General features: G+C 68.5%; 10 protein-coding genes. 6 read left to right on the top strand and 4 right to left on the bottom strand.

The genetic code is table 11. The annotated features are described in order from the left end of the window. Nucleotides 1-62 precede the first annotated feature (62 nt). The gene (locus AC5WS7_RS36080) at nt 63-2,276 is read left to right on the top strand and encodes an elongation factor G-like protein EF-G2 (protein WP_495959122.1); all 2,214 of its coding nucleotides are present in this window, start codon (nt 63-65) and stop codon (nt 2,274-2,276) included. 94 nt (nt 2,277-2,370) lie between these two features. After that, nucleotides 2,371-3,120, top strand: a complete 750-nt coding sequence (locus AC5WS7_RS36085) for a DUF4191 domain-containing protein (protein ID WP_495959123.1) — start codon at nt 2,371-2,373, stop codon at nt 3,118-3,120. 86 nt (nt 3,121-3,206) lie between these two features. Here AC5WS7_RS36085 and AC5WS7_RS36090 read toward each other — a convergent pair whose 3' ends face one another. Beyond that, nucleotides 3,207-3,809: an RDD family protein gene (locus AC5WS7_RS36090; protein WP_495959124.1), complete on the bottom strand. Its 603-nt coding sequence runs from the start codon at nt 3,807-3,809 to the stop codon at nt 3,207-3,209. Nucleotides 3,810-4,181: 372 nt separating this feature from the next. Between AC5WS7_RS36090 and glnA the strand changes: the two genes are divergently transcribed. After that, on the top strand, nt 4,182-5,618 hold the full coding sequence (gene glnA, locus AC5WS7_RS36095) for a type I glutamate--ammonia ligase (protein ID WP_495959125.1): 1,437 nt from the start codon (nt 4,182-4,184) through the stop codon (nt 5,616-5,618). A 58-nt stretch (nt 5,619-5,676) separates the two neighbouring features. Here glnA and AC5WS7_RS36100 read toward each other — a convergent pair whose 3' ends face one another. Further along, complete coding sequence (locus AC5WS7_RS36100) at nt 5,677-6,003, bottom strand: tyrosine-type recombinase/integrase (protein WP_495959215.1); 327 nt, start codon at nt 6,001-6,003, stop codon at nt 5,677-5,679. A gap of 842 nt (nt 6,004-6,845) precedes the next feature. On the opposite strand from AC5WS7_RS36100, the gene AC5WS7_RS36105 reads away from it, so the two are divergent. Together AC5WS7_RS36105 and AC5WS7_RS36110 are read left to right on the top strand one after the other, a co-directional pair. Further along, complete coding sequence (locus AC5WS7_RS36105; RefSeq protein WP_495959126.1) at nt 6,846-7,022, top strand: hypothetical protein; 177 nt, start codon at nt 6,846-6,848, stop codon at nt 7,020-7,022. A 52-nt stretch (nt 7,023-7,074) separates the two neighbouring features. Beyond that, the gene (locus tag AC5WS7_RS36110) at nt 7,075-8,016 is read left to right on the top strand and encodes a hypothetical protein (RefSeq protein WP_495959127.1); all 942 of its coding nucleotides are present in this window, start codon (nt 7,075-7,077) and stop codon (nt 8,014-8,016) included. A 443-nt stretch (nt 8,017-8,459) separates the two neighbouring features. Here AC5WS7_RS36110 and AC5WS7_RS36115 read toward each other — a convergent pair whose 3' ends face one another. After that, nucleotides 8,460-9,413: an alpha/beta hydrolase gene (locus tag AC5WS7_RS36115; RefSeq protein ID WP_495959128.1), complete on the bottom strand. Its 954-nt coding sequence runs from the start codon at nt 9,411-9,413 to the stop codon at nt 8,460-8,462. A gap of 840 nt (nt 9,414-10,253) precedes the next feature. On the opposite strand from AC5WS7_RS36115, the gene AC5WS7_RS36120 reads away from it, so the two are divergent. Then, nucleotides 10,254-11,162 (top strand): oxygenase MpaB family protein, encoded by a 909-nt coding sequence (locus AC5WS7_RS36120; protein WP_495959129.1) that lies wholly within the window; start codon nt 10,254-10,256, stop codon nt 11,160-11,162. A 349-nt stretch (nt 11,163-11,511) separates the two neighbouring features. Here the strand turns inward: AC5WS7_RS36120 and AC5WS7_RS36125 are convergent, their stop codons facing one another. Next, nucleotides 11,512-25,599, bottom strand: coding sequence for a non-ribosomal peptide synthetase (locus AC5WS7_RS36125; protein WP_495959130.1), 14,088 nt, complete (start codon nt 25,597-25,599; stop codon nt 11,512-11,514). Between the last annotated feature and the right edge of the window lie 203 nt (nt 25,600-25,802).

The following is a 25,802-nucleotide window of genomic DNA, read 5'->3' on the forward strand; positions in this document are numbered from 1 at the left end:
ACACATTGTGGTCGCCGGTGGGAAGCTCGGATTAACCACACGTGTCGACTCCGGGAGCACAGATGGTCGAGAGAGCGAGCACAACCGCCGGGTCCGATGGCAAAGCGGTCACCGCTGACCGGCCCGAGAATATTCGCAATGTGGTGCTGGTCGGGCATCCGGGTTCGGGGAAGACGACGCTGGTGGAGGCGCTCGCGGTCGCCACCGGGGCGCTCACCCGGGCGGGGCGGGTGGAGGACGGCACCTGCGTTTCGGACTACGACGACATCGAGCAACGCCAGCACCGCTCGGTGCAGCTGTCGGTGGTGCCGGTCGCGTGGGACGGGTTCAAGGTGAATCTGGTGGACACGCCGGGATACGCCGATTTCGTCGGCGAGTTGAGGGCCGGTCTGCGCGCGGCGGATGCGGCCCTTTTCGTCGTCTCGGCCGCCGCGGGAGCCGAGGGCGTCGGCGGGCAGACCTTGGCGCTGTGGGAGGAGTGCGCCGCCGTCGGGATGCCGCGCGCCCTGGTGATCACCCATCTGGATGCCGCCCGCGCCGATTTCGACGACATGACGCGCACCTGCCGCGAGATGCTCGGCGGCGGTGCGACCGAAAGCGTTCTGCCCCTACATCTTCCGGTGTACGGAAAGGCCGGCGCGGACGGACACCGCCCGGTGACCGGTCTGATCGATCTGCTCACCCAGCGGGTATTCGACTATTCCGCGGGCGCGCACACCCGCACCGAGGCCACCCCGGAGCAGGTGGCGCTGATCGAACAGGCGCGCGGGCAACTCATCGAGGGCATCATCGCCGAGAGCGAGGACGAGACCCTGATGAACCGCTACCTCGAGGGTGAGGAGATCGATCCGGACACCCTCGTGCCCGATCTGGAGCGAGCGGTGGCGCGCGGCAGCTTCCATCCGATCCTGATCGCCGCGCCGCCGCCCGAGGGGGCGCGCGAGGGGCTGGGCATGGTCGAGGTGCTCGATCTGATCACCCGCGGATTCCCCACGCCCGCAGAGCATTCGGTGGCGGCGGCATATCCGGGCAACGGTTCCGCGCCCACACCCCTGGCCTGCGATCCCACCGCGCCACTGGCCGCCGAGGTGATCCGCACGACCTCTGATCCGTACGTCGGCAGGCTCTCGCTGGTGCGGGTGTTCGCGGGCACGCTGCGCCCGGACGAGACAGTGCACGTCTGGGGCCACACCCCCTGCGGTCACGGCGAGCCCGCACCCGATCACGACGCGGACGAACGGGTGGGCGCGATCTCGGCCCCGTTCGGCAGGCAGCAGCGCCCGGTCGCAGAGGCGGTGGCGGGCGATATCGCCTGCGTCACCAAGCTCGGACATGCCGAGACCGGAGATACGTTGTCGCAGAAGGATTCTCCGCTGCTGATCGAGCCGTGGCCGATGCCCGAGCCGCTGCTTCCGGTCGCGGTCCGGGGCCACAGCAAGGCCGACGACGACAAACTCTCGCAGGGGCTGGCCCGGCTCGTGGCCGAGGATCCGGCGATCCAACTGGAACAGAACGGCCACACCCATCAACTGGTGCTGTGGTGTCTGGGCGAGGCACACCGCGACGTCGCGCTGGAGCGGCTGCGGTCGCGATTCGGGGTGCAGGTGGATCAGATCGATCACCAGGTGGCGCTGCGGGAGACGTTCGCCTCCAGCGCACCCGGGCGCGGACGGCACGTCAAACAGTCCGGCGGACACGGCCAGTACGCGATCTGCGAGATCGAGGTCGACCCGCTGCCGGAGGGGTCGGGAATCGAATTCGTCGACAAGGTCGTGGGCGGGGTGGTTCCGCGCCAGTTCATTCCCTCGGTGGAGAAGGGAGTTCGGGCGCAGGCGGCCCGCGGTGTGGCGGCCGGTTACCCGCTGGTGGATGTGCGGGTGACGTTGTTCGACGGTAAGGCGCATTCGGTCGACTCCTCCGATGCGGCCTTCCAGACCGCAGGCGCGCTGGCGCTGCGCGAGGCCGCGGCCGCCGCCCGGCTGGATCTGCTCGAACCGATCGCCGAGGTGAGCGTCACCGTTCCGGACGAGTATGTCGGCACGGTCCTGAGCGATCTGTCCAGCCGCCGCGGCCGCGTCCTGGGCACCGAACCGACGTCCGGTGCGCGCACGATCATCCGCGCCGAGGTTCCCGAACTCGAACTCGACCGGTACGCCATCGATCTGCGGTCACTCGCCCACGGCGCGGCGCAGTTCACCCGCGCGTACGTCCGGCACGAGGCGATGCCCCATCAGCTTGCGGAGTCGATCCGCACGCGGGCGAACATGTCGCCATGAGCACCGGCTGAGCTCGCGCCGCGCCGATTCGTTCCCGCCCGCGCCTCGCTCACCGGTGCGCCGTCGCCGATCACCGCACACTATTCTGAGAACCATGGCAGCAGGCAAGGGCGGCGCCAAGCCGTCGAAGGAAGCGAAGGCCGCGGAGAAGGCGGCGCGCAGGCAGGCGTCCAAGGAGCGGCGCAGGCAGCTCTGGCAGGTGTTCCAGATGCAGCGCAAGGAAGACAAGCTGCTGCTGCCCCTGATGATCGGCGCCTTCGTCGGCATCACGGTGATCCTGCTGGTCATCGGCCTGCTCGTGCACATGCAGTGGTACCTGTTGCCGATCGGCCTGGTGCTGGGCGGTCTGGTGGCCTTCATCATCTTCGGCCGCCGCGCCCAGAAGAACGCGTACGCGCGGATGGACGACCAGCCCGGTGCGGCCTGGTGGGTGCTGGACAACCTGCAGGGCAAGTGGCGCCCCACCCAGGCCGTCGCCGCCACCGCGCAGCTCGACGCGGTGCACCGGGTGATCGGCCTGCCCGGCGTCATCCTGGTCGCCGAGGGCTCCCCGCACCGGATCAAATCGCTGCTTGCCCAGGAGAAGAAGAAGACCGCCCGCCTGGTCGGCGACACTCCCATCTACGACGTCGTCGTCGGTAACGAGGAGGGCCAGGTCCCGCTCAAGAGCCTGCAGCGCTACCTCACCAAACTGCCCCGCAACATCGACCCCAAGCGAATGGACCTGATCGAGGGGCGCCTGTCGGCCCTGGCCACCCGCGGCGGCCCGGCCCTGCCCAAGGGGCCGCTGCCCGGCGGCGCGAAGATGCGCGGCGTGCAGCGCACCGTCCGCCGCCGCAGCTGAGCAGGCCGGACTCGGAGTGAAGGAAGGCGCAAGGCCCGCGTTCCGATCGGAACGCGGGCCTTCGTCCATCGGGAACGTTCAGCCGCTCAGCGCGAGCGCGCCAGACCCGTCCCGGTCGCACGGTCGTGCATGCCCCGGCCGTCCGAGTCGGCGAAAAGCGCCGGTACCACGAAGATGAGCAGCACCTGACGGACCAGGGCGCGAACGAAGCCGACCGCGGCGCCGAAACCGGGCGGCGTGGTCTCGCCGCGACGGCCGGCGCCCTTCTCGCCCTGCTCCGCGAGCGCCTCGATGACGTCGACCCGCACCACCCGCATCCGCAGGAAATACTGTCCCGGGGTGAAGCCGAACAGCGTCACCGTCGCGACACCGAGGACGAACCACACCAGGAACGTCGGCGTGGAAAGGGCGCTGGTGACGGCCTCGAAATTGGTCGGCGGCTGCTGGCCGGCGGCGACGTGCGCGCGGGCGATGATGCGCGCGGGATCGGGCCGCACGATCAGCGCCGCGATACCGGTCGCGATGATCCAGTCGACGAACATGCCCACGATGCGTCGCGACATCGGCGCCAGTGAGCCCACACCGGATTTCGGCAGTCCCAGCAGCTTGCCCGGATATTCGTCCGGCAGCGGCCCCCCGGAGTCCGCCGCGTGGGGCCCCGAGAGCCAGGAACCGGTGATACGTGCCATGTATCCAGCGTAGCCACGACGCCTGCCGCCGCATCGGCGGCCCGAAGCTCCCGCCGCGGCCGCCACCACGCGGAGTTTGCCGAGAATCCTCCTGGTTGCCGCAATATTCACCTGCGGAGATATCGGCCACATTTTGCTCAGCCCGGTACACCCCCGCCGGACCCCGCGATGGCAGGATGTCCCTGCTGGTCGCGCGCGGCCGGGCGCTGTTCGTGCCATCCCGATACGCCGGGGAGGCGCGTAACTCGCCGAGCAGTACGTGTAACACTGGCGAAACACAGCCTTGATTGTCGGGAAACACCGCATCCATACCGTCAAGCAGCGATACCCAGCAATCGGTACGGGCTGGGAACCGATCCGTAAGGAGTACAAGTGGCGTTCAGCACGGCCGACGAGGTCATCAGTTACATCAAGGAGCAGGAGCTCGAATACGTCGATATTCGGTTCACCGACCTCCCGGGTGTGCAACAGCACTTCTCGATCCCGGCGAAGGCGTTCACGGCCGATCTGGCCGAGGAGGGGCTGGCGTTCGACGGCTCCTCGGTGCGTGGTTTCCAGTCGATCGACGAGTCGGACATGCTGCTCCTGCCCGACTTCAGCACCGCCCGGATCGACCCGTTCCGCGCCGCCAAGACGCTGAACATGAACTTCTTCGTGCACGACCCGTTCACCCGTGAGGCCTACAGCCGCGACCCGCGCAACATCGCCCGCAAGGCGGAGGAGTACCTGCGCTCGACCGGCATCGCCGACACCGCGTTCTTCGGTCCCGAGGCGGAGTTCTACATCTTCGACTCGATCCGCTACGACTCGGCCATGAACGGCGCCTTCTACGAGATCGACTCGGTCTCGGGCTCCTGGAACACCGGCGCGGAGTTCAACCCGGACGGCACCCCCAACCGGGGCTACAAGGTCCGCAACAAGGGCGGTTACTTCCCCGTCGCGCCGTACGACCACTACGTCGACCTGCGGGACAAGATCTCGACCAACCTGCAGAACGCCGGTTTCGAGCTCGAACGCGGCCACCACGAGGTCGGCACCGCCGGCCAGGCCGAGATCAACTACAAGTTCAACACCCTGCTGGCCGCGGCCGACGATCTGCAGTTGTTCAAGTACATCGTCAAGAACACCGCGTGGCAGGAGGGCAAGACCGTCACCTTCATGCCCAAGCCGCTGTTCGGTGACAACGGCTCGGGTATGCACGTGCACCAGTCGCTGTGGAAGGACGGCAAGCCGCTGTTCCACGACGAGGCCGGCTACGGCGGTCTGTCCGACCTGGCCCGCCACTACATCGGCGGCATCCTGTACCACGCGCCGTCGCTGCTGGCGTTCACCAACCCGACGGTGAACTCCTACCACCGCCTGGTCCCGGGCTTCGAGGCCCCGATCAACCTGGTGTACTCGCAGCGCAACCGCTCCGCGGCCGTGCGCATCCCGGTCACCGGCAACAACCCGAAGGCCAAGCGCCTCGAGTTCCGCGCGCCGGACTCCTCGGGTAACCCGTACCTGGCCTTCGCCGCCATGATGATGGCGGGCCTGGACGGCATCAAGCGCAAGCTCGAGCCCGCCGCCCCGGTCGACAAGGACCTCTACGAGCTCCCGCCGGAGGAGGCCAAGAACATCGCCCAGGCCCCCACCAGCCTGGCCTCGGTCATCGACAAGCTCGAGCAGGACCACGAGTACCTCACCGAGGGCAACGTCTTCACCGAGGACCTCGTCGAGACCTGGATCGACATCAAGCGCAACCAGGAGATCGCCCCGATCAACCTGCGCCCGCACCCCTACGAGTTCGAGCTGTACTACGACGTGTAATCCTGACCTGCGGGTTTACGCCTGATTCAGGCGTTCGGTACGCAGTGGGTACGCAGCGCTACGAAGTCGCTTCCGCTGTCGAGTCCACCCGTTCGGTGATCACTGCCTCGATCACCAGGCGGGTGGACTCATCCGTATCCGGCCACAGATGGCCGTAGGTATCGAGCGTGGTCTTCGCCTTCGCGTGCCGCATTCGTGCCTGAACGACCTTGATGTTCGCGCCGTTGGCAATGAGCAGCGACGCCAGGTAGTGCCGAAGGTCTTGGAAGCTGAATTCTTTGGGAAGGATGGGGAAGCCGGGCCAGGTCGGGTGGGTTCGTTGCGTTTCGTGGTTGGTCGCCAGGTGGTTTCCATCCCACCGCTGAGCCGAGGCAGAGCCGAGCAGACAGTCGAGAGGGCATCAAGGGCGCCTGCGGCGTCGGCTGCGCCGATGGCTTCGCCACCCTTGCTCCCCTCCCGCCCGCCTGCTCCACGATGTGTCGACTCAGCGGCGGGATGGAAACCAAAGCCCCTCGCGTGCGGGGAGGCCGGCCGCGCGGTTCCGGCCCGGCACGACGAGGTTGAACACCGACGCCCCAAGAACGGAGACGGCCGAGGTGTCGGAGGAGGAGACCGGTACAGAGACGGTCGCGCCGCAGCAGGAGACACCCCAATCCGGAATGGAGACGCCTCACATGAAGATGGAGACACCCCAGGAGACACCCGCGCGCCGCGACCGGGTGGAATCCTGCCGAACACCGAAATCCCGCCATCGGATACGGCCGTCCCCTCGCCGTCTCCTGGAGACGCCCAGCCGTCTCCAGCCGTCTCCAACCCCACCGGAGGAGACGCCCATGGAGACACACAGGAGACGGCAGCCGTCTCCACACCGTCTCCCGGAGACGGCGAGGAGGCCCCGGATCGCGCGGTTCCGGCCGGTACGACGGGTTGAACACTGACGCTCGAAAACGGCACCACAGCCGGTTGACGGGGCAGGGTGCCAAACGAGCCGTGATCGACTGCGGGAGGTAAGCCGGGAACGGCTCACGTCGCGCCCAGCACTTGCTCGGTTATGCCAAAAGACCGCCGACCTGTCGACGCCCAGGCACATAGAATCCAATGAGGGCCGCCGAGAGCTGAACGCGCGGGCACGATGCTATCTCACCGGTCATCGAGATCCCGGGATCGGATGTGCGCCGTTGCGTGAACAGGTGTTGTGGCACATGCTGTACGAGTTCTCGGCCCGTCGTGGAGGTGCTGATGTTCCATCGGCACGATCTCGATACGACCGTTCTGATGAAGCTGTCGGGTCATATCTCGTTGGGCCGCCTTACAGATACGCACGGCTCCGCGACGACGGGTACGGCATTAGGCTGGCAGCGATCCGGCGGCACGGCGGCGAGCGGGTCGGTGATCTGCACATGAGATCCGCGCCCAGTTCCGATGCGCACGGGGGCTGCGGTCGGAGATGAGTGGTGTGCCCGGTGAACTGTGGCAGCAATTGCTGCGCATGCGGGATGACTTTATCGAACTACTCAGCCGCGAGGCCAGTGGCCACCTGCACCACACGTTGGGTCAGGTGGCCGATGAGGTCCGCGCGGCACGCAGAGTGTTGAGTGGTGCAGAGGAGGACGGCTACCGACGAATCCAGGGCATCAGGGGGCGAGGGAACCTGCCGATGGTCGGAGGTATTGGGGGCGACGGGTCGTTGCGCGTTGTTGACACGCCCGATCTGTCCGGCGTCAGGTCGCTGCGAGACCTGATGCGTGTGTCGGTGGGCGAGGCCGACAATAAAACCCTTACCGACGCGCTGAAGGGCCTGGAACAGCGCTACGGGCCGTACCGCCTGTCGAACGTCAGCGGAAAGTACCTCATACCACGCGGTGCCGCCAAATCCGCTGCTGTCGGCAAGTTCGACATGATGGCCACAGTGGTCGACAGCGAGGGCAAACAAGTCGGTAAGGTTTATAGCGTCTTCGAACTCGACAACGACGGTCGGCTAGTCGCACACCACAGGAGTATCAAACTCAAGAAGGCAGCTCGCGGAAAAGGCTTTTCGACCGCATTCAACGCAGCGACCGAAGATTACTATCGGCGTTGCGGGGTCGACCGGATCGAACTTGAGGCTACAGACAAGGACGGCGGACTCGTGTGGGCGCGCGCGGGATACACCTGGAACCGGGACCCAGATCGTCTTGCCTATTCGGTCAACAACATCACACAGCGAATCATCAAGTTCAAAGCACATGCGTCACCGGCCGATCAACAGCTCCTGGACTCCCTGCTGGCCAGGTTCGACGGACCATCGGCCCATTATCCGGAACCGGCCGAAATCGCTTTGCTGCGAGGAGAGAACGGCTCGAAACTCGGCGAGAAACTCATGAGAGGATCCTCGTGGTCCGGTATGAAAAAGCTGTGAGACCTTCTCCCACCAAGATGGGATTCATCAGGCAACGCAGCAAGATCATGTCCGAACACTTCATGACTTCGTCATGGCACACGATGTCCGCTGACATGCTGGTTCGGTACGCAGAAAGTACGCAGTAGCCCCAGCTGCAACCGGCACTTACCCAACAATGCCAACACAAAATCTGCAGGTCATCGAGCCGGGCCAACTCCACCAACGTCTACAAACGCCCAGGTAGCAGTCCGAGCTGTACTACGACGTCTAAGTCGTTCCGCGGCTCCGGGCCGCGGGTGGAGGACCGATTCGTGGTCTTCCACCTGCAGTTCGCACGGAGTAGTTCGTAGCGAGTAGTTCGTAGCGAGTCCATCCGTTCCGCGATCGCTTCATCGATTGCGGTTCGGGTGGACTCGTTTGCGTGGGGCCACAGGTTCGCCGCCGGGCGCAGGCGCGGTAGGTCAGTGCACGCCGAGCGCGGCCAGGATCATCGGCCGCGACGTCGCGAGGGCGCGTTGCCAGTACGGCCAGGTGTGGGTTCCGTTGTCGATGTCGATTCGGGCGGGGATGCCCAGGGCGTGCAGGCGGTCACCGAATATTCCGGCCGCGATCTGCGCCATGGACTCGAGGCCCATTCCGTTCACCGTGTCACCGACCGCGCGGGACGCGTCGAGCGGGCCGGGCACGCCGTTGCCCGAATAGATGTACATCGGCAGGCCGCGCAGCGATTGGGCCTGGACGACGGCGTCGTTGCGGGCCCACGCCGGATCCCCGGGCGGCCCCCACATATCGTCCAGATCGAAATTGCCCTCGTTCCACATCGCCGCGCGCATGCCCTCGTTCCAGAGCGGATACGTGGGATTCAGAAATCCGGAGAAGGATCCGGCGAACCTGAACTGATTTCGATGGTGCGCGGCCAGGATCACGGCGGCATCGCCGCCCATGGACGCGCCGACGATAGCGTCGTTCGTGCGCGATATGCCGTAGCCGGCCAAGTATGCGGGCAGCTCCCGGGTCAGGAAGGTCTCCCACTTGTAGGTGAACGTCTGATGGTTGGTGCTGCTGGGCCGATACCAGTCCGTGTAGAAACTCGAATGGCCGCCGACCGGGAACACCAATGTGACGTTGTCACCCACGAATTGGCGCAGCGCGTCGGTATCACTCACCCACTGGCTGTGGTCGGCAGGCGCGCGCAGCCCGTCGAGCAGGTACAGCGCGGCACTTCCGCCGTGCGCGGCCCACTGCACCTGAACCGGGATCGGCCCCATACTGGACGGCACCAGCAACTCCTGGAAACGGCCTGCGGGAGCGCGTGATTCGGCCGTCCGGATGGGCGCGGCATCGACGGTCACCGCAGCGAACGAGGACAACAGCACAGCCGCCACCACTGCGGCTCCGATCTTCAACCATGCCACCGACCGAACATACCGCCTGCTCACCCCCCTGAACCCCGATGGGAAGTCCGTGTTGCCATGAAAGAAACCGGTGAGTTGGGGTGAGCCCCGGGCGGATTGGGCCGGATCGCTGCGACCAGCCCTCCTGTGCACCCGAATGCGACTGGGATTCAGCATGTTTCCAGCCACACGCCCTGCGCGCTCGCATCCTGGGGGCACCCAGGCCTTCCCGCCACGCAATCTCAGTTCACGAGCGCTGTGCCGGCCGGAAGTCCGCCGATGGCGAACGAAGGACCGGCGGCGATCCCTTCCGCGGCAGCGATTCAGGACGGCACGACCCGCGGCGTCCGGCCGGTCGGGTCGGACCCCGCGTCGCGAGCGCGAGTGCGATGGTGCCGAGTGCGAACCCGCCGGCGAACCGGCCGATCGGCCGCGGCTCGGTGCGCGTCACAGGTGAGGATGGCAGCCGAGAGAGGCGCTGTATACCGCGGGGTGGGTGCTGGATGCGGCCAGGTTGCGACGTTCCTCGCGGGTGAGGTTGCGGCGCCTGAGGGGGTGATGCAGGTGGGCGCGCAGCTTCGGCAGCAGGGGGCGATGGGCGGGGCGGTGCAGGTGGATCATCGCCATCACTCTCCCTTCTCGATTCCTGGTGAGACTTCATTCTTCCACCGGATCATCGGTGTCGGCGCCGGTATTTCACGCGATTCCCGCTTCGGCCCGGACGATCACCGGTTCGGAGCGGTTCCGCGCGGGATGCGACCGCGTCCTTGCCAGCGCGACGACATGATGAGAGACTTTTATAACAACCTTCTCAATGTCGAGATGGTCCACCGCGCCGCCTGTGCGATCGAAGGAGATCCCGTGACCGCGTCCACCCGAATCGAGCCCGCCGACCGCGAACTTCCGGCCCGTCGGCCTTTCACATCCGAGAGCCGGATGTGGGACGAGGTCGGGTTGATCACTTTTCCGTTCACCTCGGGATCGGCCTTCCTGTTGCAGACGATGGAACCGTCGATCGCGGCGGTGGTCGACGAACATTCGACCTTCCGAACCGATCCGATGGGCCGCGCCTTCCGCAGTATCGCCTCGGTGATGATGTGGATCTACGCGGGAGACGAGGCGCTGGCCGAGGCCGATCGGCTTCGCAAGATGCACACCACGCTCAATACCGTTGACGCACAGGGGGTCCGGCATACCGCGCTGTCGTCCGGACCGTGGGCGTGGGTGCTGCACACCGCGGTCTACGCCTACACCGAGGGCGCGAAACCCTTCACCCGCACGCCGCTGAGCGAAGCCGACAAGGAGGAGTACTACCAGGAGGTCGTGCAGCTGATGCGCAACTTCTCGGTGGCGCCCAAGGAGATTCCGCCGACCTACCGCGAATGGCTGGACTACTTCCACGACAAGCTGGAGAACCATCTGCTCGCGACCCCGGTCGCCTACGACTTCCTGAAGGTGAGCCGGCGGATCGCCCCGCCGTCCTCGCTTCCTGGTCCGCTCGCCCCGCTGTGGCGGGCCGTCACAACGCCGGTGAGCCGCCTGCAGTACTTCTTCACCGTGGGCACCACACCCGCGTCCGCCCGGGAGAAACTGGGCCTGAGCTGGTCGTCCACCGACGAGGCGACGCTGCGCGCCCTCGGCTGGCTGGTCGGGCGCACCGTCCCGATGCTTCCCGAACGGCTGCGCTACTTCCCCATCGCCTACGAGGCCCGCCGCCTCGAACGCGATCGCGCCCGCCTGCGCAAGAAGATCGACCTGCGACCTATCTGAACCCTGCGAAACCGGCTGGCGTTCGGCCGGTGATCGCCCGCGCGCCCCGGCGGCCCCGGGCGGCCTGCCGCGCCGCACTGCCTCGGCCCGCGCCGGCGAGAGCCCGTCGGACGCTACGGCACCATGGCGTCGACTTCCCCGAAGCGACCCGGACCCCGGACCAACGACCCGGTCCGGGTGCCGTCACGGCGTCCGGCCGCCTTACGCCGACGACACGCGGGCGATCGACCAGTGTTCGCACGTGCTACCGACTCCGGCGCCACGGACTCGACCTACCTCCGAGGCGATTCGGACCCGGTGTCACCGCAGCACGTGATCACCTGCGTGCGAATGACACCCGGGCGACCGGTCAGTCGTTCCGCACGCGCTCCCCGGTCGGCGCGGGAAAGAATCCCGACTCGACGAAGGCCGTGACGTACGCGTCCAGCATCGCGGAATCGACCGGCGGGCAAGCGATCCCGTACCGCGCGAGGGCCGCCCGGGTGCGGGTGTCCTCGACGGTGATCGGCGAACCGCCGTAGTTGCCGCTGACCAGGGCAGCGCGCACCAGCGAGTCGTCGCCCGCGGCATCGCGGGCGGCCGCCTCCTCGGCCAGCCGGACCGCGATCTGCTCCACCGGGGCGATCTCGATGGGAATTCCGTTGCGGCTCAAGGCCTGGAAGATCTCGCCGATCCGCACCGCATTCCGGTTCACCAGGTGGTAGGCCGCACCGTCGGCCGGTTCGGACGCCAGCGCCACGATCGCCGCGACGACGTAGTTCACCGGGACCAGCGGCATCGCCGCATCGCCGGTGTCGGGCGCCAGACCGAGGATGGCCGCGGCCCGGATCATATTCCAGAACGAGTCGTCGGCACTGTTCACACCACTGCGCGGATCACCGGACACCAGGCCGGGCCGGTAGATGCGCACCGGCACGCCACGCTCACCGGCCTGCCGGATCAGTTGCTCGGCAACCCATTTACTGGCCACGTACCCGTTGTCGGACACCTCCGCGACACTCAGCTCGGTATCCTCCGGGCCCGTGAAATCCGGTGTGAGAGCGACGGGAATAACCGTATTGGCCGTGGAGATGTAGTGCACCGGCTTGATCCGGCCGTTGGTGGCCAGGCGCAGCACCTCACGGGTGCCCGACACGTTGGCCGCACGCAACCGCGCGTAGGGCTCGATATGGTTGACCCGGGCGCCGTTGTGGAAGATCACATCCACCCGCTCGGCCAGCCGGGTGTAACCCGCCTGATCCAGTCCGAACCTGGGCGCGGCCAGATCGCCCGCGACAGCGACGATCCGGGAGCGGTACGAATCCTGCCAGAGCCGGTAGTGCCCGAGCGAATCACGAATTCGCTGCTCCGCCTGGCCGTCGTCGTCACCGCGCACCAGGCACCACACCCGCGCCGAGGTGCTGTCCAGCAGTTCGCGCAGCAGATGTGCGCCCACGAATCCGGTTGCGCCGGTGAGCAGTACGTCCTGCGGCGCATCCGCGCGCGCGGGAAGTACACCGGCGCCGTCGATCTCGGATTCGAGCACCGCGTCGGCGGCCATCGAGGGCCGCGGATCGGTTACCGCGACCGCCGACTCGCCCGGATCGTCGATCCGGGCCGCGAGGGCGCGCACGGTGGGCGCGGTGAACAGCGCCGCCATCGGCACATCGATGCCGAGCCGGCTGTTCAACGCCCGCTGCAATGTGAAGGCCAGCAGCGAACTGCCGCCGAGGGCGAAGAAGTCGTCCTCGGCGCCGACGCGATCGACCTGCAGCACCTCGGTGAAGACCTCGGCGACCGACCGCTCGGTGTCGGTGGCCGGGGCGACGAATTCCCGCGTCCGCAACACCGGTCGCGGCAAGGCCTTGCGGTCGGCCTTACCGCTGGCGTTCATCGGCATGGCATCGAGCACCATGATCGCCGAGGGGACCATGTACGAGGGCAGCACCTGGCTCAGCGACGCCCGCAGGGCATCGACCGACAGGTCCTCGACCGCCGGAACCACGTAGGCGACGAGCTGGTCGCCGATCTCCGAGGGCGCCACCACCACGACCGTCTGGGCGACCGTGGCTTCGGCCAGCAGCGCGGTCTCGATCTCGCCCAGCTCGATCCGGTGGCCCCGGATCTTCGCCTGGAAATCGCTGCGGCCCAGGTACTCCAGCACACCGTCGGGTCGCCGCCGCACCAGATCACCGGTCCGGTACATCCGCGATCCGGGCGGCCCGTACGGATCCGCGACGAACCGGTCGGCGCTCAGGTCCGGTCGGCGCAGATAGCCGCGCGCCAATTGGGTTCCGGCCAAATACAATTCGCCGACCACGCCGGCCGGGGTGAGCCGCAACCGGGAGTCCAGCACATAGGTGCGTGTATTCCATTGCGCCACACCGATCGGCACCGTCGTCCGGTCGGCGGTGGATGCGGGCCGGTACGTCACCGACACCGCGGCCTCGGTCGGGCCGTACAGGTTGTGCAGCCCGGCCGAGGACAACGCGGCGAATTCGGCGACGGTGCCGGGCGGCAGCGCCTCGCCGATGGCGAACACCGCACGCAGCGAGGCCACCTGCGCGGGCTGTGCGGCGGCCAGGAACACCTGCAGTACCGAGGGCACGAAATCGGTGACCGTCACCTGGTGCGTTTCGATCAGCTCGGCCAGATAGCGCGGGTCGCGCTGTCCGGCGGGGGCGGCGAGCACCACCCGCGCGCCCGCCCACAGCGGCACGAAGTAACCCCAGAGCGAGACATCGAACGTCGTCGCCGTCTTCTGCAGGTACACATCGCGCGGCGCGATCGAGTAGTGCTCGGCCATCCAGGCGATCTGATTGGTGATCGCGCCGTGCGGAACCAGCACGCCCTTCGGGCGGCCCGTGGACCCGGAGGTGAACAGCAGGTACGCCGGATGATCCGCACGCAGCGGGGCGCGCAGTTCGCTCGCGCCGACCGGTTCGGCGGAGTATTCCGGCAACTCGAGCGTGTCCAGGTCGATCCCGCGGGCGCCCGGCACCTCCGCACCGCCGGTGGTCAGCACCAGCGCGGGCTCGGCGGTCTCCAGCACGTACGCGATCCGCCCGGCCGGGTGCTCGAGGTCCAGCGGCAGGTAGGCCCCGCCCGCGCTCAGCACCGCGTACATCGCCACCATCAGTTCGGGCGAGCGCGGAATTGCCAGCGCGACAATGGATTCCGGCCCGATGCCCTGCCCGATCAGATATCGGGCGAGCCGGTTGACGCGCTCGTCGAACTCCCGATAGGTCCACACCGTCTCGTCGTGCACCACGGCCACCGCGTCCGGCGCCGCGGCGACCGCGCGGCGGTATCCGCTCACCAGCAGCTCGTCGGCAACCGGATGCGCGGTTTCGGCCGCATCGCTCAGCAAGGCCGCGCGCTCGGCCGCATCGATAACATCGATATCGCCCAGCACCGCTTCGGGATCGCGGGCGAGCGCGCCGAGCAGCCGGACGAAACGATCCACGAAACGCTGCACGGTGTCGGGCTCGAACATGTCCGAGGCGTACGTGACGATGCCGGCGATTCCCTGCGGCGCGCCCTCGGCGTCATAGGAATCGCCGATCATCCAGTGCAGATCGAACTGCGAGACCTCCACGCCGATATCCAGGCCCGACACGCCCAGCCCGGGCATTTCCAGGGCCACCGGCGCGAGATTCTGGAACGACAGCGCCACCTGGTACAGCGGGTGCCGGGCCGGTGAACGCACCGGATCCAGCACGCCGACCAGCCGTTCGAACGGCACGTCCGCATTGGCGAAGGCCCGGATGTCCTCGTCCCGCTGCCGCGCGAGCAGTTCGCTGAACGTCGCGCGGGCGTCGTAACGGGTGCGGAAGACCAGCGTGTTGATGAACATGCCGATCAGGTCGTCCAGCGCCGCGTCACCACGACCGGCGACCGGCGAACCGATCGCGATGTCGTCGGTACCCGACAGACGCGCCAGCAGCACCGCGAGCGCCGTGTGCACGGTCATGAACAGCGTCGCGCCGTGCGTGCGCGACAGTTCCGCGAGGGCAGCATGGGTTTCGGCGTCGATCCGGACCTCGACTCGGCCGCCGGTGTAGGAACGCAGCAGCGGCCGCGGCCGATCCGAGGGCAGGTCGAGCTGGTCCGGCAGACCCGCCAGCGCGGTTCGCCAATAGGAGATCTGCGCGGCGGCAACCGAATCCGGGTCGTCCTCGGAACCGAGCACGGTGCGCTGCCAGATGCTGTAGTCCGCGTACTGCACCGGCAGCGGCTCCCATTGCGGAGCCTGTCCGGCGCTGCGCGCGGCGTACGCCAGCATCAGATCCCGGGCCATCGGGCCGATCGAGGAACCATCGGCGGCAATGTGATTCACCACCACGGCCAGCACGTACTCGTGTTCGTCCGATTCGGCCGCGCCCAGGTCGAACAGCGCGACAACCAGCGGAACCCGCTCGGTGAGATCGAATTGCGTGCGCGCGAGCTCGGCCACCGCCTCCGCGACCGCGGACGGGTCGACCGGCTGCACGTGCAAGGGCGGAACCGCCTGCGCCGCAGGCAGAATCACTTGCACCGGGCCGTCGTCCGGGGTGCCGGAATCGCCCGCGGCGGTCCCGGCATTCGCCGCGAGCGGATACACCGTGCGCAGAATCTCGTGCCGGGTGACCAGATCCGCGATCGCCGCCCGCAGCGCGTCCACATCGAGATCGCCGCGCAGACGCACCGCCATCGGCACGTTGTAGGCCACCGACGCGGTGTCGAAGCGGTTGAGCAGCCACATCCCGAGCTGGGCCGGAGACAGCGGAATCCGTTCCGGCCGCGGACCGGCCACCAGCGCCGGGCGATCATCGGCGACGGCGTGGTCGGTGAGGCGTGCGGCCAGAGCGGCCACCGTGGATGCCTCGAACAGCAGCCGCACCGGTACCCGCGCGTCCAGCGCCGCGCCCACGCGAGCCATGAGCCGGGTCGCGATCAGCGAGTTGCCGCCGAGTTCGAAGAAATCGTCATCGGCGCCGACCGGTGTTGCGGGAGCGAGCAATTCGGTGAACGCCTCCGCGACCAGTTCCTCCAGCCGCCCGGACGGTGCGCGGAATTCGCGGGTGTGCAGTTGCGGGGCGGGCAGCGCGGCGCGGTCGAGCTTACCGACCGGGGTGAGCGGGATCCGGTCGAGCACCATGACGGTGGTGGGCACCATATGGGCGGGCAACCGCCGTTCGGCGACCGCGACCAGTTCGTCCGCATCGGCCACGGCACCGGCCGCGGCGTGCACGTAGGACACGAGAATGGTCGCGCCGGTGGGCAGTTCGTGCCCGACGGTGACGGCGAAGTCGATGCCGTCCTGTCCGGCCAGCACCGCGTCGATCTCACCGAGCTCGATCCGGAATCCGCGGATCTTCACCTGGAAGTCGTTGCGGCCCAGGTACTCCAGTTCACCGTCGAAGGTGCGCCGGACCAGATCGCCGGTCCGGTACAGCCGGGAACCGCTGGGATCGAACGGATTCGCCACGAAGCGGGCCGCGGTCAGCGCGGGACGTTCGTGATAGCCGCGGGCCTGCTGCGCACCGGTGATGTACAGCTCGCCGACGGCCCGGTCCGGCACCGGCGACAACCGCTCGTCCAGAACGTATTCGGTGATGGCGCGAATCGGGCCGCCCAGGGTCACCGTCTCGCCGGGCACCAGCGGGGCGCTGATATTGGTCATGATCGTGGTCTCGGTGGGGCCGTACCCGTTGTAGAACTCGCGGGTGCGCCGGCCGCCGATCGGAATCGCCCAGCGCTGCACCAGGTCCGGCGGGCACGCTTCGCCACCGGCGATCACCACGCGCAGCTTGTCCAGCCCCTTGGGGTCCACCGAGGCCAGTGCGGACGGGGTGATGAAGGCGTGGGTGACCCGCTCGCGAGCCAGCAGCGCGGCCAACTCCGCGCCACCGTAGACGGTCGGCGCGGCGACCACCATGGTCGCGCCGCCACCGAGCGCCAGCAGCAATTCCAGAATCGACGCGTCGAACGACGGCGAGGCGAAATGCAGTGTGCGCGAACTACTCGTCACCCGGTAACGCTCACGCTGCTCCTCGCAGAAGCTCGCCAGCCCGGCGTGCGTCACGACCACGCCCTTGGGCAGACCGGTCGAACCCGAGGTGTAGATGACGTAGGCCGGATGCGCCGCGCGCAGCGGCCGCAGCCGATCCGCGTCGGTCACCGGATCGGCCGAACTCGCATCGATCAACTGCTCGGTCTCGACGTCGTCGAGGACCAGCCACTCCACCTGCGCGGGCAGGTCGGCGCGCACCGACTCGACGGTCAATCCCAGCACCGCGTGCGAATCGGCCAGCATATGGGCGACCCGATCGGCGGGGTAGTTCGGATCGACCGGCACGAATCCGGCGCCGGATTTGGCGATCGCCCACACCGCGAGCACCGATTCCGGCGACCGCGGGATGCCGATCGCGACCAGGTCCTCCGGGCCGATACCGCGATCGATCAGTACGCGAGCCAGCTGCGTCGAGCGTTCGTCCAGTTCCAGGTACTCGAGTTCGGACAGCTGCGCGGTGGCGTCGGCGAAGATCACCGCGACACCGTCCGGATTGTTGTCCACGGCCGCGGACATCAGATCCGGCAGCGTCGGCGCCGAATCCTCCGGTGGCGGGGCCACCGGCGCGGACGGGACGACGGGCCCGCGGGCCCGCTCGGCGGCGTCCAGCAGATCCACATCGCCGACGATGATCCCCGGGTCGGCGGCCACAGCCGTGACGAACCGCTCGAACCGGCGCGCGATCCCGTTCACTGTGGCCTCGTCGAAAACGTCGGTGGCATAGGTGAATCCGGCGACCAGCACATCCGGTGTGCCGTCCGCGGCGTAGTGCGGCTCGACCGTGACCAGCAGATCGAATTTGGCGGTAACCTCACCGGTGTCCAGCGCCGCGACGGTCAGGCCGGGCAGCTCGAGCGTCGCCTGTTCCAGGTTCTGGAATGCCAGTACCACCTGGAACAGCGGATCACCACCGGCCGCACTCGGCCCGACCGCCTCGGCCACCCGCTCGAACGGAATGTCCGCATGGGCGAAGGCCGACAGATCGGTCTCGCGAGCGCGCCCGATCAGGGCCGCGAACGGGCCGGAACGGTCGACGTCCAGGCGCAGGGTCAGGGTGTTGACGAACATGCCGACCAGATCGTCCAGCGCCGCCGCGCCGCGGCCCGCGATCGGTGTGCCGATCGCGATGTCCGATCCGCCGGACAGCCGCGCCAGCAGCGCCGCCAGCGCCGCGTGCACCACCATGAACAGCGACGAATGATGTTCTCGCGCAAGATCGGTGAGTCCGGCGTGCACCGCGGCGGGCACCGTCACGGTGGCCAGTGCGCCGCGCCCGGACGGCCGCGGCGGACGCGGATGGTCCAGCGGCAGCCTCGGCGCCTGCGCGATACCCGCCAGCTGTCGCCGCCAGTACGCCAATTGCTGTGCGGCGACGGAGTTCTCGTCGTCGTCGGTACCGATGACCGCGCGCTGCCACAGGGTGAAGTCCGCGTACTGCACCGGCAGCGGCGCCCAGCCCGGCGCGTTGCCCTCGAGCCGCGCGAGATAGGCGGTGACCAGGTCGCGGGCCAACGGGGCCAGCGATACGCCGTCGGCCGAAATATGGTGCACCACAACGACGAGCAGGTGATCGCCCGTGGCCGGATCGGAGTAGAGGCGGGCCCGCACCGGCGGATGCGCGGTCACGTCGAATCCGGTGGCCATCACCTCGCTCACCCGGCCGAGATCCTCGGCCGTGGCGGTCTCGACCGGCACACCGTCCGGCAGTGTCTCGGCGACCGAGAGGATCTCCTGATGCGGCTCGCCACCGGGGCCGGACAGCGGGAATCGGGTGCGCAGCGATTCGTGCCGTTCCAGCACGTCCAGGACGGCGTTGCGCATCGCCTCGACGTTCAGCTCGCCGGTGAGGCGAATCGCGAACGGCAGGTTGTAGACCGGCGAATCCGGATCGATCTGGTTCAGCAGCCACATCCGCTGCTGTGCCAGCGACAGCGGCACGATCGCCGGTCGCTCGGCACGGACCAGCGGCGGGCGCTGCGCGGCATCGCCCGCGCCCGGCACGATTCCGGCCGCGAGCGCGGCCACCGTCGGGGTGTCGAACAGCGCGCGCACCGAGACCCGGGCGTTCAGCGCCGCGCCCAGCCGCGCGACCACCTGCGTCGCGATCAGGGAATTGCCGCCGAGACCGAAGAAGTCGTCGTCCGCGCCGACCCGTTCCACACCGAGCACCTCGGCGAACACCCGGGCCACGATCTCCTCGATCGGGGTCGAGGGGGCGCGGAACTCGCGAGCGGCGAACGTCGGGCGCGGCAGCGCCTTGCGATCCAGCTTGCCACTCTGGTTGAGCGGCAACGCGTCCAGCTCCAGCACGGTCACCGGCACCATGTAGGACGGCAGGGTCCGGCCCAGCGCGGCACGCAACCGGTCCGGTTCGATCCGCGCGCCCGGCGCCGCGACCGCATAACCCACCAGCTGGTCACCGATCTCGGAGGCGATCACCGCGACCGCGGCGTGCGCGACCTCCGGCTGCGCGCCCAGGGCCGATTCGATCTCGCCGAGTTCGATGCGCTGGCCCCGGAGTTTGACCTGGAAGTCGCTGCGGCCGAAGTACTTCAGCACACCCTGCGACGTCCACGCGGCCAGGTCGCCGGTGCGGTACATCCGCCCGCCGGAGCCGAACGGGTCGGCGACGAAACGTTCCGCGGTCAGCTCCTCGCGCCCGATGTAGCCGCGGGCCAGCTGATCTCCGGCGATGTAGAGCTCACCGGTCACCCCGGCGGGCACCGGACGCAGCCGCGAATCCAGCACGTAGACACGGCTGTTCCAGCCGGGCGCGCCGATCGGCAGCCCGCCCTGCTCGTTCCCGGTCGCGAGCAACGTGGTCACCGCGATCGTGGTTTCGGTGGGGCCGTACACGTTCAGCGTGTCCACGTCGCCGAGTTCCCGCAGCGCGGCCACGGTCTCCGCGGGCAGCAGCTCACCGCCGGAGATCACCAGGCGCAGCGACGGCAACGATCCCGCCGCGGCGTGTGAGACGAACACCGACAGCATCGACGGCACGAAGTCGGTGACGGTGACCCGCTGCGCCGCAATGGTTTCCGCGATGTACTGCGCGTCGCGGTGGCCGTCGTGGGTGGCCAGGACGAGCGTGGCCCCGACGCGCAGCGGCAGGTAGTAACCCCAGATCGAGTCGAAGGTGACCGCGGCCTTGAGCAGGTAGACGTCGTCCGGGTGCACCGGGTACTCCGCCTGCATCCAGGTCATGTGATTGACCAGCGCGCCCTGCGACACCGCGACGCCCTTGGGCCGCCCGGTGGAACCCGAGGTGAACATGACGTAGGCCAGGTTCTCCGGGCGCACCGGGCGCACCAGCTCCTCGGTGGCCAGCGGGCCGCAGTCCAGATCGCTCATGTCCACGGTATCGATGGCCAGCACCTCGACGCCTTCGGGCACCGGCACGGCGTCCGCGGTGGTGGTGAGCACGCAGACCGGTCGCGCGGTGCGGAAGACGTACTCGATGCGCTCGGCCGGATGATCCGGGTCCACGGGCGTGTACGCACCACCGGCGCTGCGAACCGCGTAGATGGCGATCATCAGCTCCGGCGACCGCCGGATCGCGATGCCGACCACCGAGTCGGCCCCCACGCCACGCGAGATCAACAGGCGGGCAAGCCGATTGACGCGCTCACCGAACTCGCGGTAGGTCAGTTCGGTGCCCTCGTAGACCAGTGCGGTTCGATCCGGATATTCCTGCACCGCGCGGCGGAACCCCGACTGCAACTGCTCGGGATCGATCGGGTGGGCGGTGTCGTTCCACTCGTGCAGTACGCGCTCGCGTTCTGCCGCGTCCAGCACGTCGATGCTCTCGACCGGCTTCCGCGGATCGGCCACGAGCGCATCCAGTACCCGAACCATCCGCGCGGCAAGGGTTTCCACCTCGTCGTCGGAAAAGCGGCTGCGCAGGTACTTCCAGGTCACCTCGAGCGCCGACTCGGCCAGCACCACCAGCGTCAGCGGGTAGTGCGAATCGTCCACCATGCCGACTCCGGTGACGGTCATCCCGTCGATGGAGCTGGCGGCGGCGATCGCCTCCTCGTTCAGCGGATACGATTCGAAGACCAGCAGGCTGTCGAATTGCGTTGCGTCACCGGCGATCTGCTGGATCTCGGTGAGCCCGACATGATGGTGCTCGAACAGGGCGACCTGCGCACGCTGCAATTCGCGCAGCAGGTCGGCGACGGTGACCCCGCCCTCGACCCGGACCCGCACCGGCACGGTGTTGACGAACAGGCCCACCATCGATTCCACGCCGGGCAGATCCGCCGGACGGCCGGATACCGCGGCGCCGAACACCACGTCGTCGCGGCCGACGAGCCGGCCCAGCAGGATGCCCCAGGCGGCCTGGACCACGGTGTTCACCGTGACGCCCAGTTCCGCGGCGTAGTCGGCGATCCGGCGGGTGGCCTCGGCATCGAATCCGGTGACCACCTTGCCGATTTCGTAGTTCTCGGCCGTCTTCGGTTGCGGCGCGAGCAATGTCGGCTCGTCCACGCCCGCGAGCGCCTCGCCCCACAGCCGCAGCGACTCGTCCCGGTCCCGGTGCGACAGCCAGGTCAGGAAGTTCCGGTAGGACTCCGGGCGCGGGAGTGCGGACGCGTCGCCGCGAGTGGCGTACAGCAGCAACAGGTCTCGCAGCAGCACCGGCATGGACCAGCCGTCGAGCAGGATGTGGTGCGTGGTGATCGCCAGATGCCACCGGTCGGATGCGCTGCGGTACACCGCGAATCGCAGCAGCGGCGCGGTGGACGGGTCGAAATGCGTTGCGCGGTCCGCGGCTGTGCGGCGGCGCAATTCGGGTTCGCGCTCGTCCTCGGGCAGCGCGGTCAGGTCCTCCTCGCGCCAGGGCACGGTGACCCGGTCCAGGACCACCTGCACCGACCGCCCCTCGGCGCCGGTGGCGAAGGCGGCACGCAGGCTCGGATAGCGGTCCACGATCGCCTGTGCGGCCGTGCGCAACCGGGCCGTGTCCACGGTGCCGCCGAGGTCCACCCGGGCCTGGATGGTGTAGACGTCGACCGTGGACTGCGTCAGCATCGTGTGGAACAGCAGTCCGGACTGCAGCGGCGAGAGCGGCCAGATCTCCGACAGCGCCGGGTAATTGCGCTCCCACACCGCGATATCGGACTGCGCCGCCCGCACCAGCGGCAGATCCGACGGGGTCAGCCCGCCCGCGTCCGGACGTTGCGCGTGTCCGGCCAGCGCGGTCAGCGCGGTGACCCACAGATCGGCGAGTTCCTGCACCCGCTCGCGGGACAGCAAACCGGCCGGGAACGCGAACGACGCGCCCAGCTGCGGTCCGTCCGGACCGTCGGTGACGATCGCGTTGATATCGATCGCGCCGTTGGCGGGCATGTCGCGATCCAGTTCGGCGTCGAAATCGCCCAGTTCACCGGTCGGCGCCCAGCCCGATTCGGCGAGCTCCGCGGCCTCGCCGCCGGCCGCGATCCGGCCCAGGTAGTTGAACGTGATCTGGCCGAGATCCCGTAGCTGCCCGGAGGTTTCGGGGTTGAAGTGGCTCAGCAGGCCGAACCCGAGCCCCCGGCCCGGCACCGCCAGCAGCTGTTCCTTGATGGCCTTGAGCACATCACCGGCGGCCGGGCCGCCGTCGAACACCGCCGCGAAATCGGCATCCGCGAGATCGAGCCGGACGGGATACGCACTGGTGAACCAGCCGACGGTACGCGACAGGTCCGCGCCCGGCACGAAATCGTCCTCGCGGCCGTGCCCCTCGAGCCGGACCAGCACCGCCCCGCCCGTCGCGTCGCCGCGCCAGCGGCTCACCGCCAATGCCAGCGCCGACAGCAGCGCGTCGTTGGCGCCGCCGCGGAACTTCGCGGGAATCGTGGCCAGCGCCGCCTCGGTCACCTCCGGCGGCACCGTCACCCGCAACCGCTCGACGGTGGCCAGGGTGTCGACGGCGGGGTCGAACGCACGCGAACCGAGCTGCGGATCGTCCGTCTGCGAAATCTCTTGCCACAGCGGCAGTTCCGCGACGACTTCGGGCCGCCGCGCCGCCGCGGCCAAGGCGTGCGCCCAGCGCCGCATCGAGGTGCCGACCGCGGGCAGCGCCACCGGCTGCCCGGCCGCGATCTGCAGCCAGGCCACCATCAGATCCGGAATGAGGATGCGCCAGGACACCCCGTCGATCACGAAGTGATGCGCGACGACGAGCAGGACGTCGTGGCGACCGGGCGTCCGAGCGTCCGGCTCGCTACGGAAGGCGAATCGGACGAACTGCACCATGGCCGCGCCCGCGGGATCCAATCGGCCCAGCGCCGCATCGAATTCCGCGCTCGCCCGGCGGCCGAGTTCGGCCTCGTCGATATCGGCGGGCAGCTCCACCCGATGCACCAGCGCGGCCGCATCGACCGCACCCGGGGCGAGGGCCTCGAAAGTCCAGCCCTGCTCGGCATTTCCGCGCAGACGCGAACGCAGCACGTCGTGGTGATCCAGCACGGCGTTCAGCGTGGCGAGCAACGTCTCGTCGTCGAGTTCGTCGGGCAGCCGCAGCGTCATCGACTGGGAGTAGCGCCGATACGCCGGCCCCTTGGCCAGGGTGGCCGCCATCAGCGGCGTCAGCGGCATCTCGCCGACCCCGCCGCCGGGCAGTTCGGCGAGCTGTTCACGCGCGGATTCGCCTACGGCGGTAGCGATTTCGGCCAGGCCGGCGACCGTGCGGTGGTTGAACACGTCCTGCGCGGTGAAGGCGAGGCCGCGGGCCTTGGCGCGCGAGACGAGCTGAATCGACAGAATTGAGTCGCCGCCCAGCCCGAAGAACGAGTCGTCCACACCCACCCGCTCGACGCCGAGCAACCCGGCGAAGAGTTCTGCGATCAGGATTTCGTTCTCGGTGACCGGCGCGCGGAATTCGGCGGCCTCGAAGACCGGCTCGGGCAGCGCCGCGCGGTCGAGCTTGCCGACCGGGGTGAGCGGGATCGCGTCGAGCACCATGATCAGGGTCGGAATCATGTACGCGGGCAACGATTCCGCGAGGAATTCGGCCAGCCGGCCGGTGTCGACTGCGGTTCCCGCACGCGGCAGGACATACGACACCAGCGCCTTGGAACCCGAGGGGAGCGTGCGGTCCAGCGTGGCCGCGTAATCGATGTCCGGATGTGCGGTCAGCGCGTTGTCGATCTCGCCGAGTTCGATGCGCACACCGCGGATCTTCACCTGGAAATCGGTACGGCCGAGATATTCGATCGTGCCGGATTCGGTGCGCCGCACCAGATCTCCGGTCCGGTACAGCCGCGCTCCCGGCTTGGCGGTCTCGGCGTCGAACGGGCTGGCGACGAACCGCTCCGCGGTCAGGCCGGGCCGGCCCAGATATCCGCGCGCCAGCGCCGGGCCGGACAGATACAACTCGCCGGTCGTGCCCGCCGGCACCGGCCGCAGCCGCGCATCGAGCACGAACGCGCCCATCCCGGGAACCGCGGTGCCGATGGTGACCAGCTCGTCCGGGTGCAGTGCGCCGGTGGCGGTCGCCAGAATGGTGGCCTCGGTGGGCCCGTAGCCATTGAGGAAGGTGCGTCCGTCCCGGGCCCAGCGGCCGACCAGTTCGGGGCCGAACCGGTCGCCGGCGACCATGACGGTCCGCAGGTCGTCCAGTCCGGTCGAATCCACCGACTCCAGCGCGCCCGGGGTGATCAGCATGTGCGTCACGCGTTCGCGCCGCAGCAAATCGGCCAGTTCGTGTCCGCCGAACACCTGTGGCGGCGACACGATCAGCGTCGCGCCCGAGGAGAAGGCCAGCATCAGCTCCAGGACCGAGACGTCGAAGTTCGGCGAGCAGACATGCGCCACCCGCGACTCCCGGTCGACACCGAACGACTCCCGCATGGCGGTCACCAGGCTGCCGAGACCGCCGTGGCCGACCACGACGCCCTTGGGCCGACCGGTCGAGCCGGACGTATAGATGTAATAGGCCGGATGCAGTTCGGACACCGTCCGCACCCGGTCGGCGTAGGAAACCGGGTGCGCTGGGTGTGCGGCGATCCGCTCGGCATGTGCCGGATCGTCCAGTTCGATCCACTCCGGACCGGCGGCGAACGCGGCGCGGTGGGCGGTCGTGGTCAAGCCGAGCACGGCGCCGGAATCGGACAGGATGTGCTCGATGCGCTCGGCCGGATAGGCCGGGTCCACCGGGACGAACGCCGCACCGGTCTTGGCGATCGCCCAGACGGCCAGGACCGATTCGATACTGCGCGCGATACCGACCGCCACCGCGTCGTCGGCGCCTATCCCCCGCGCGATGAGCTCACGGGCCAGGCGCGAGGACGACTCGTCCAGCTCGCGATAGGTCAGCTGCCGAACGTCGGCCGGATCACCGGAGGCACTGAATCGGATCGCGACGGTGTCGGCCGCGTACTCCACGGCGGCGGTGAGCAGGCTCGGAAAAAGCACACTCCCCCGCCGGCGATTTCCGCGCGACTGCTGACGCCCTGTATTCGTTCTCACCGTGCCGAATGGTACCGGTCAAGCCCCGTCGGGCGCTGTCGTGGTTGCCCCGGCCGATCGACGTGCGACCGCACACCGGCGGCCAAGGGCCGCCCGGTCCGTAGGCCGATCCGTGCGACGCTCCCCGTCCTGGGTTCTTCGTAGTGCCG

This window comes from Nocardia sp. PLKS1-43, assembly GCF_059510335.1.

Bases quoted from the DNA above. Each gene is read 5' to 3' on its own strand.
- AC5WS7_RS36080 (WP_495959122.1), top strand. From the start codon at position 63: ATGGTCGAGAGAGCGAGCACAACCGCCGGGTCCGATGGCAAAGCGGTC.
- AC5WS7_RS36085 (WP_495959123.1), top strand. From the start codon at position 2,371: ATGGCAGCAGGCAAGGGCGGCGCCAAGCCGTCGAAGGAAGCGAAGGCC.
- AC5WS7_RS36090 (WP_495959124.1), bottom strand. From the start codon at position 3,809: ATGGCACGTATCACCGGTTCCTGGCTCTCGGGGCCCCACGCGGCGGAC.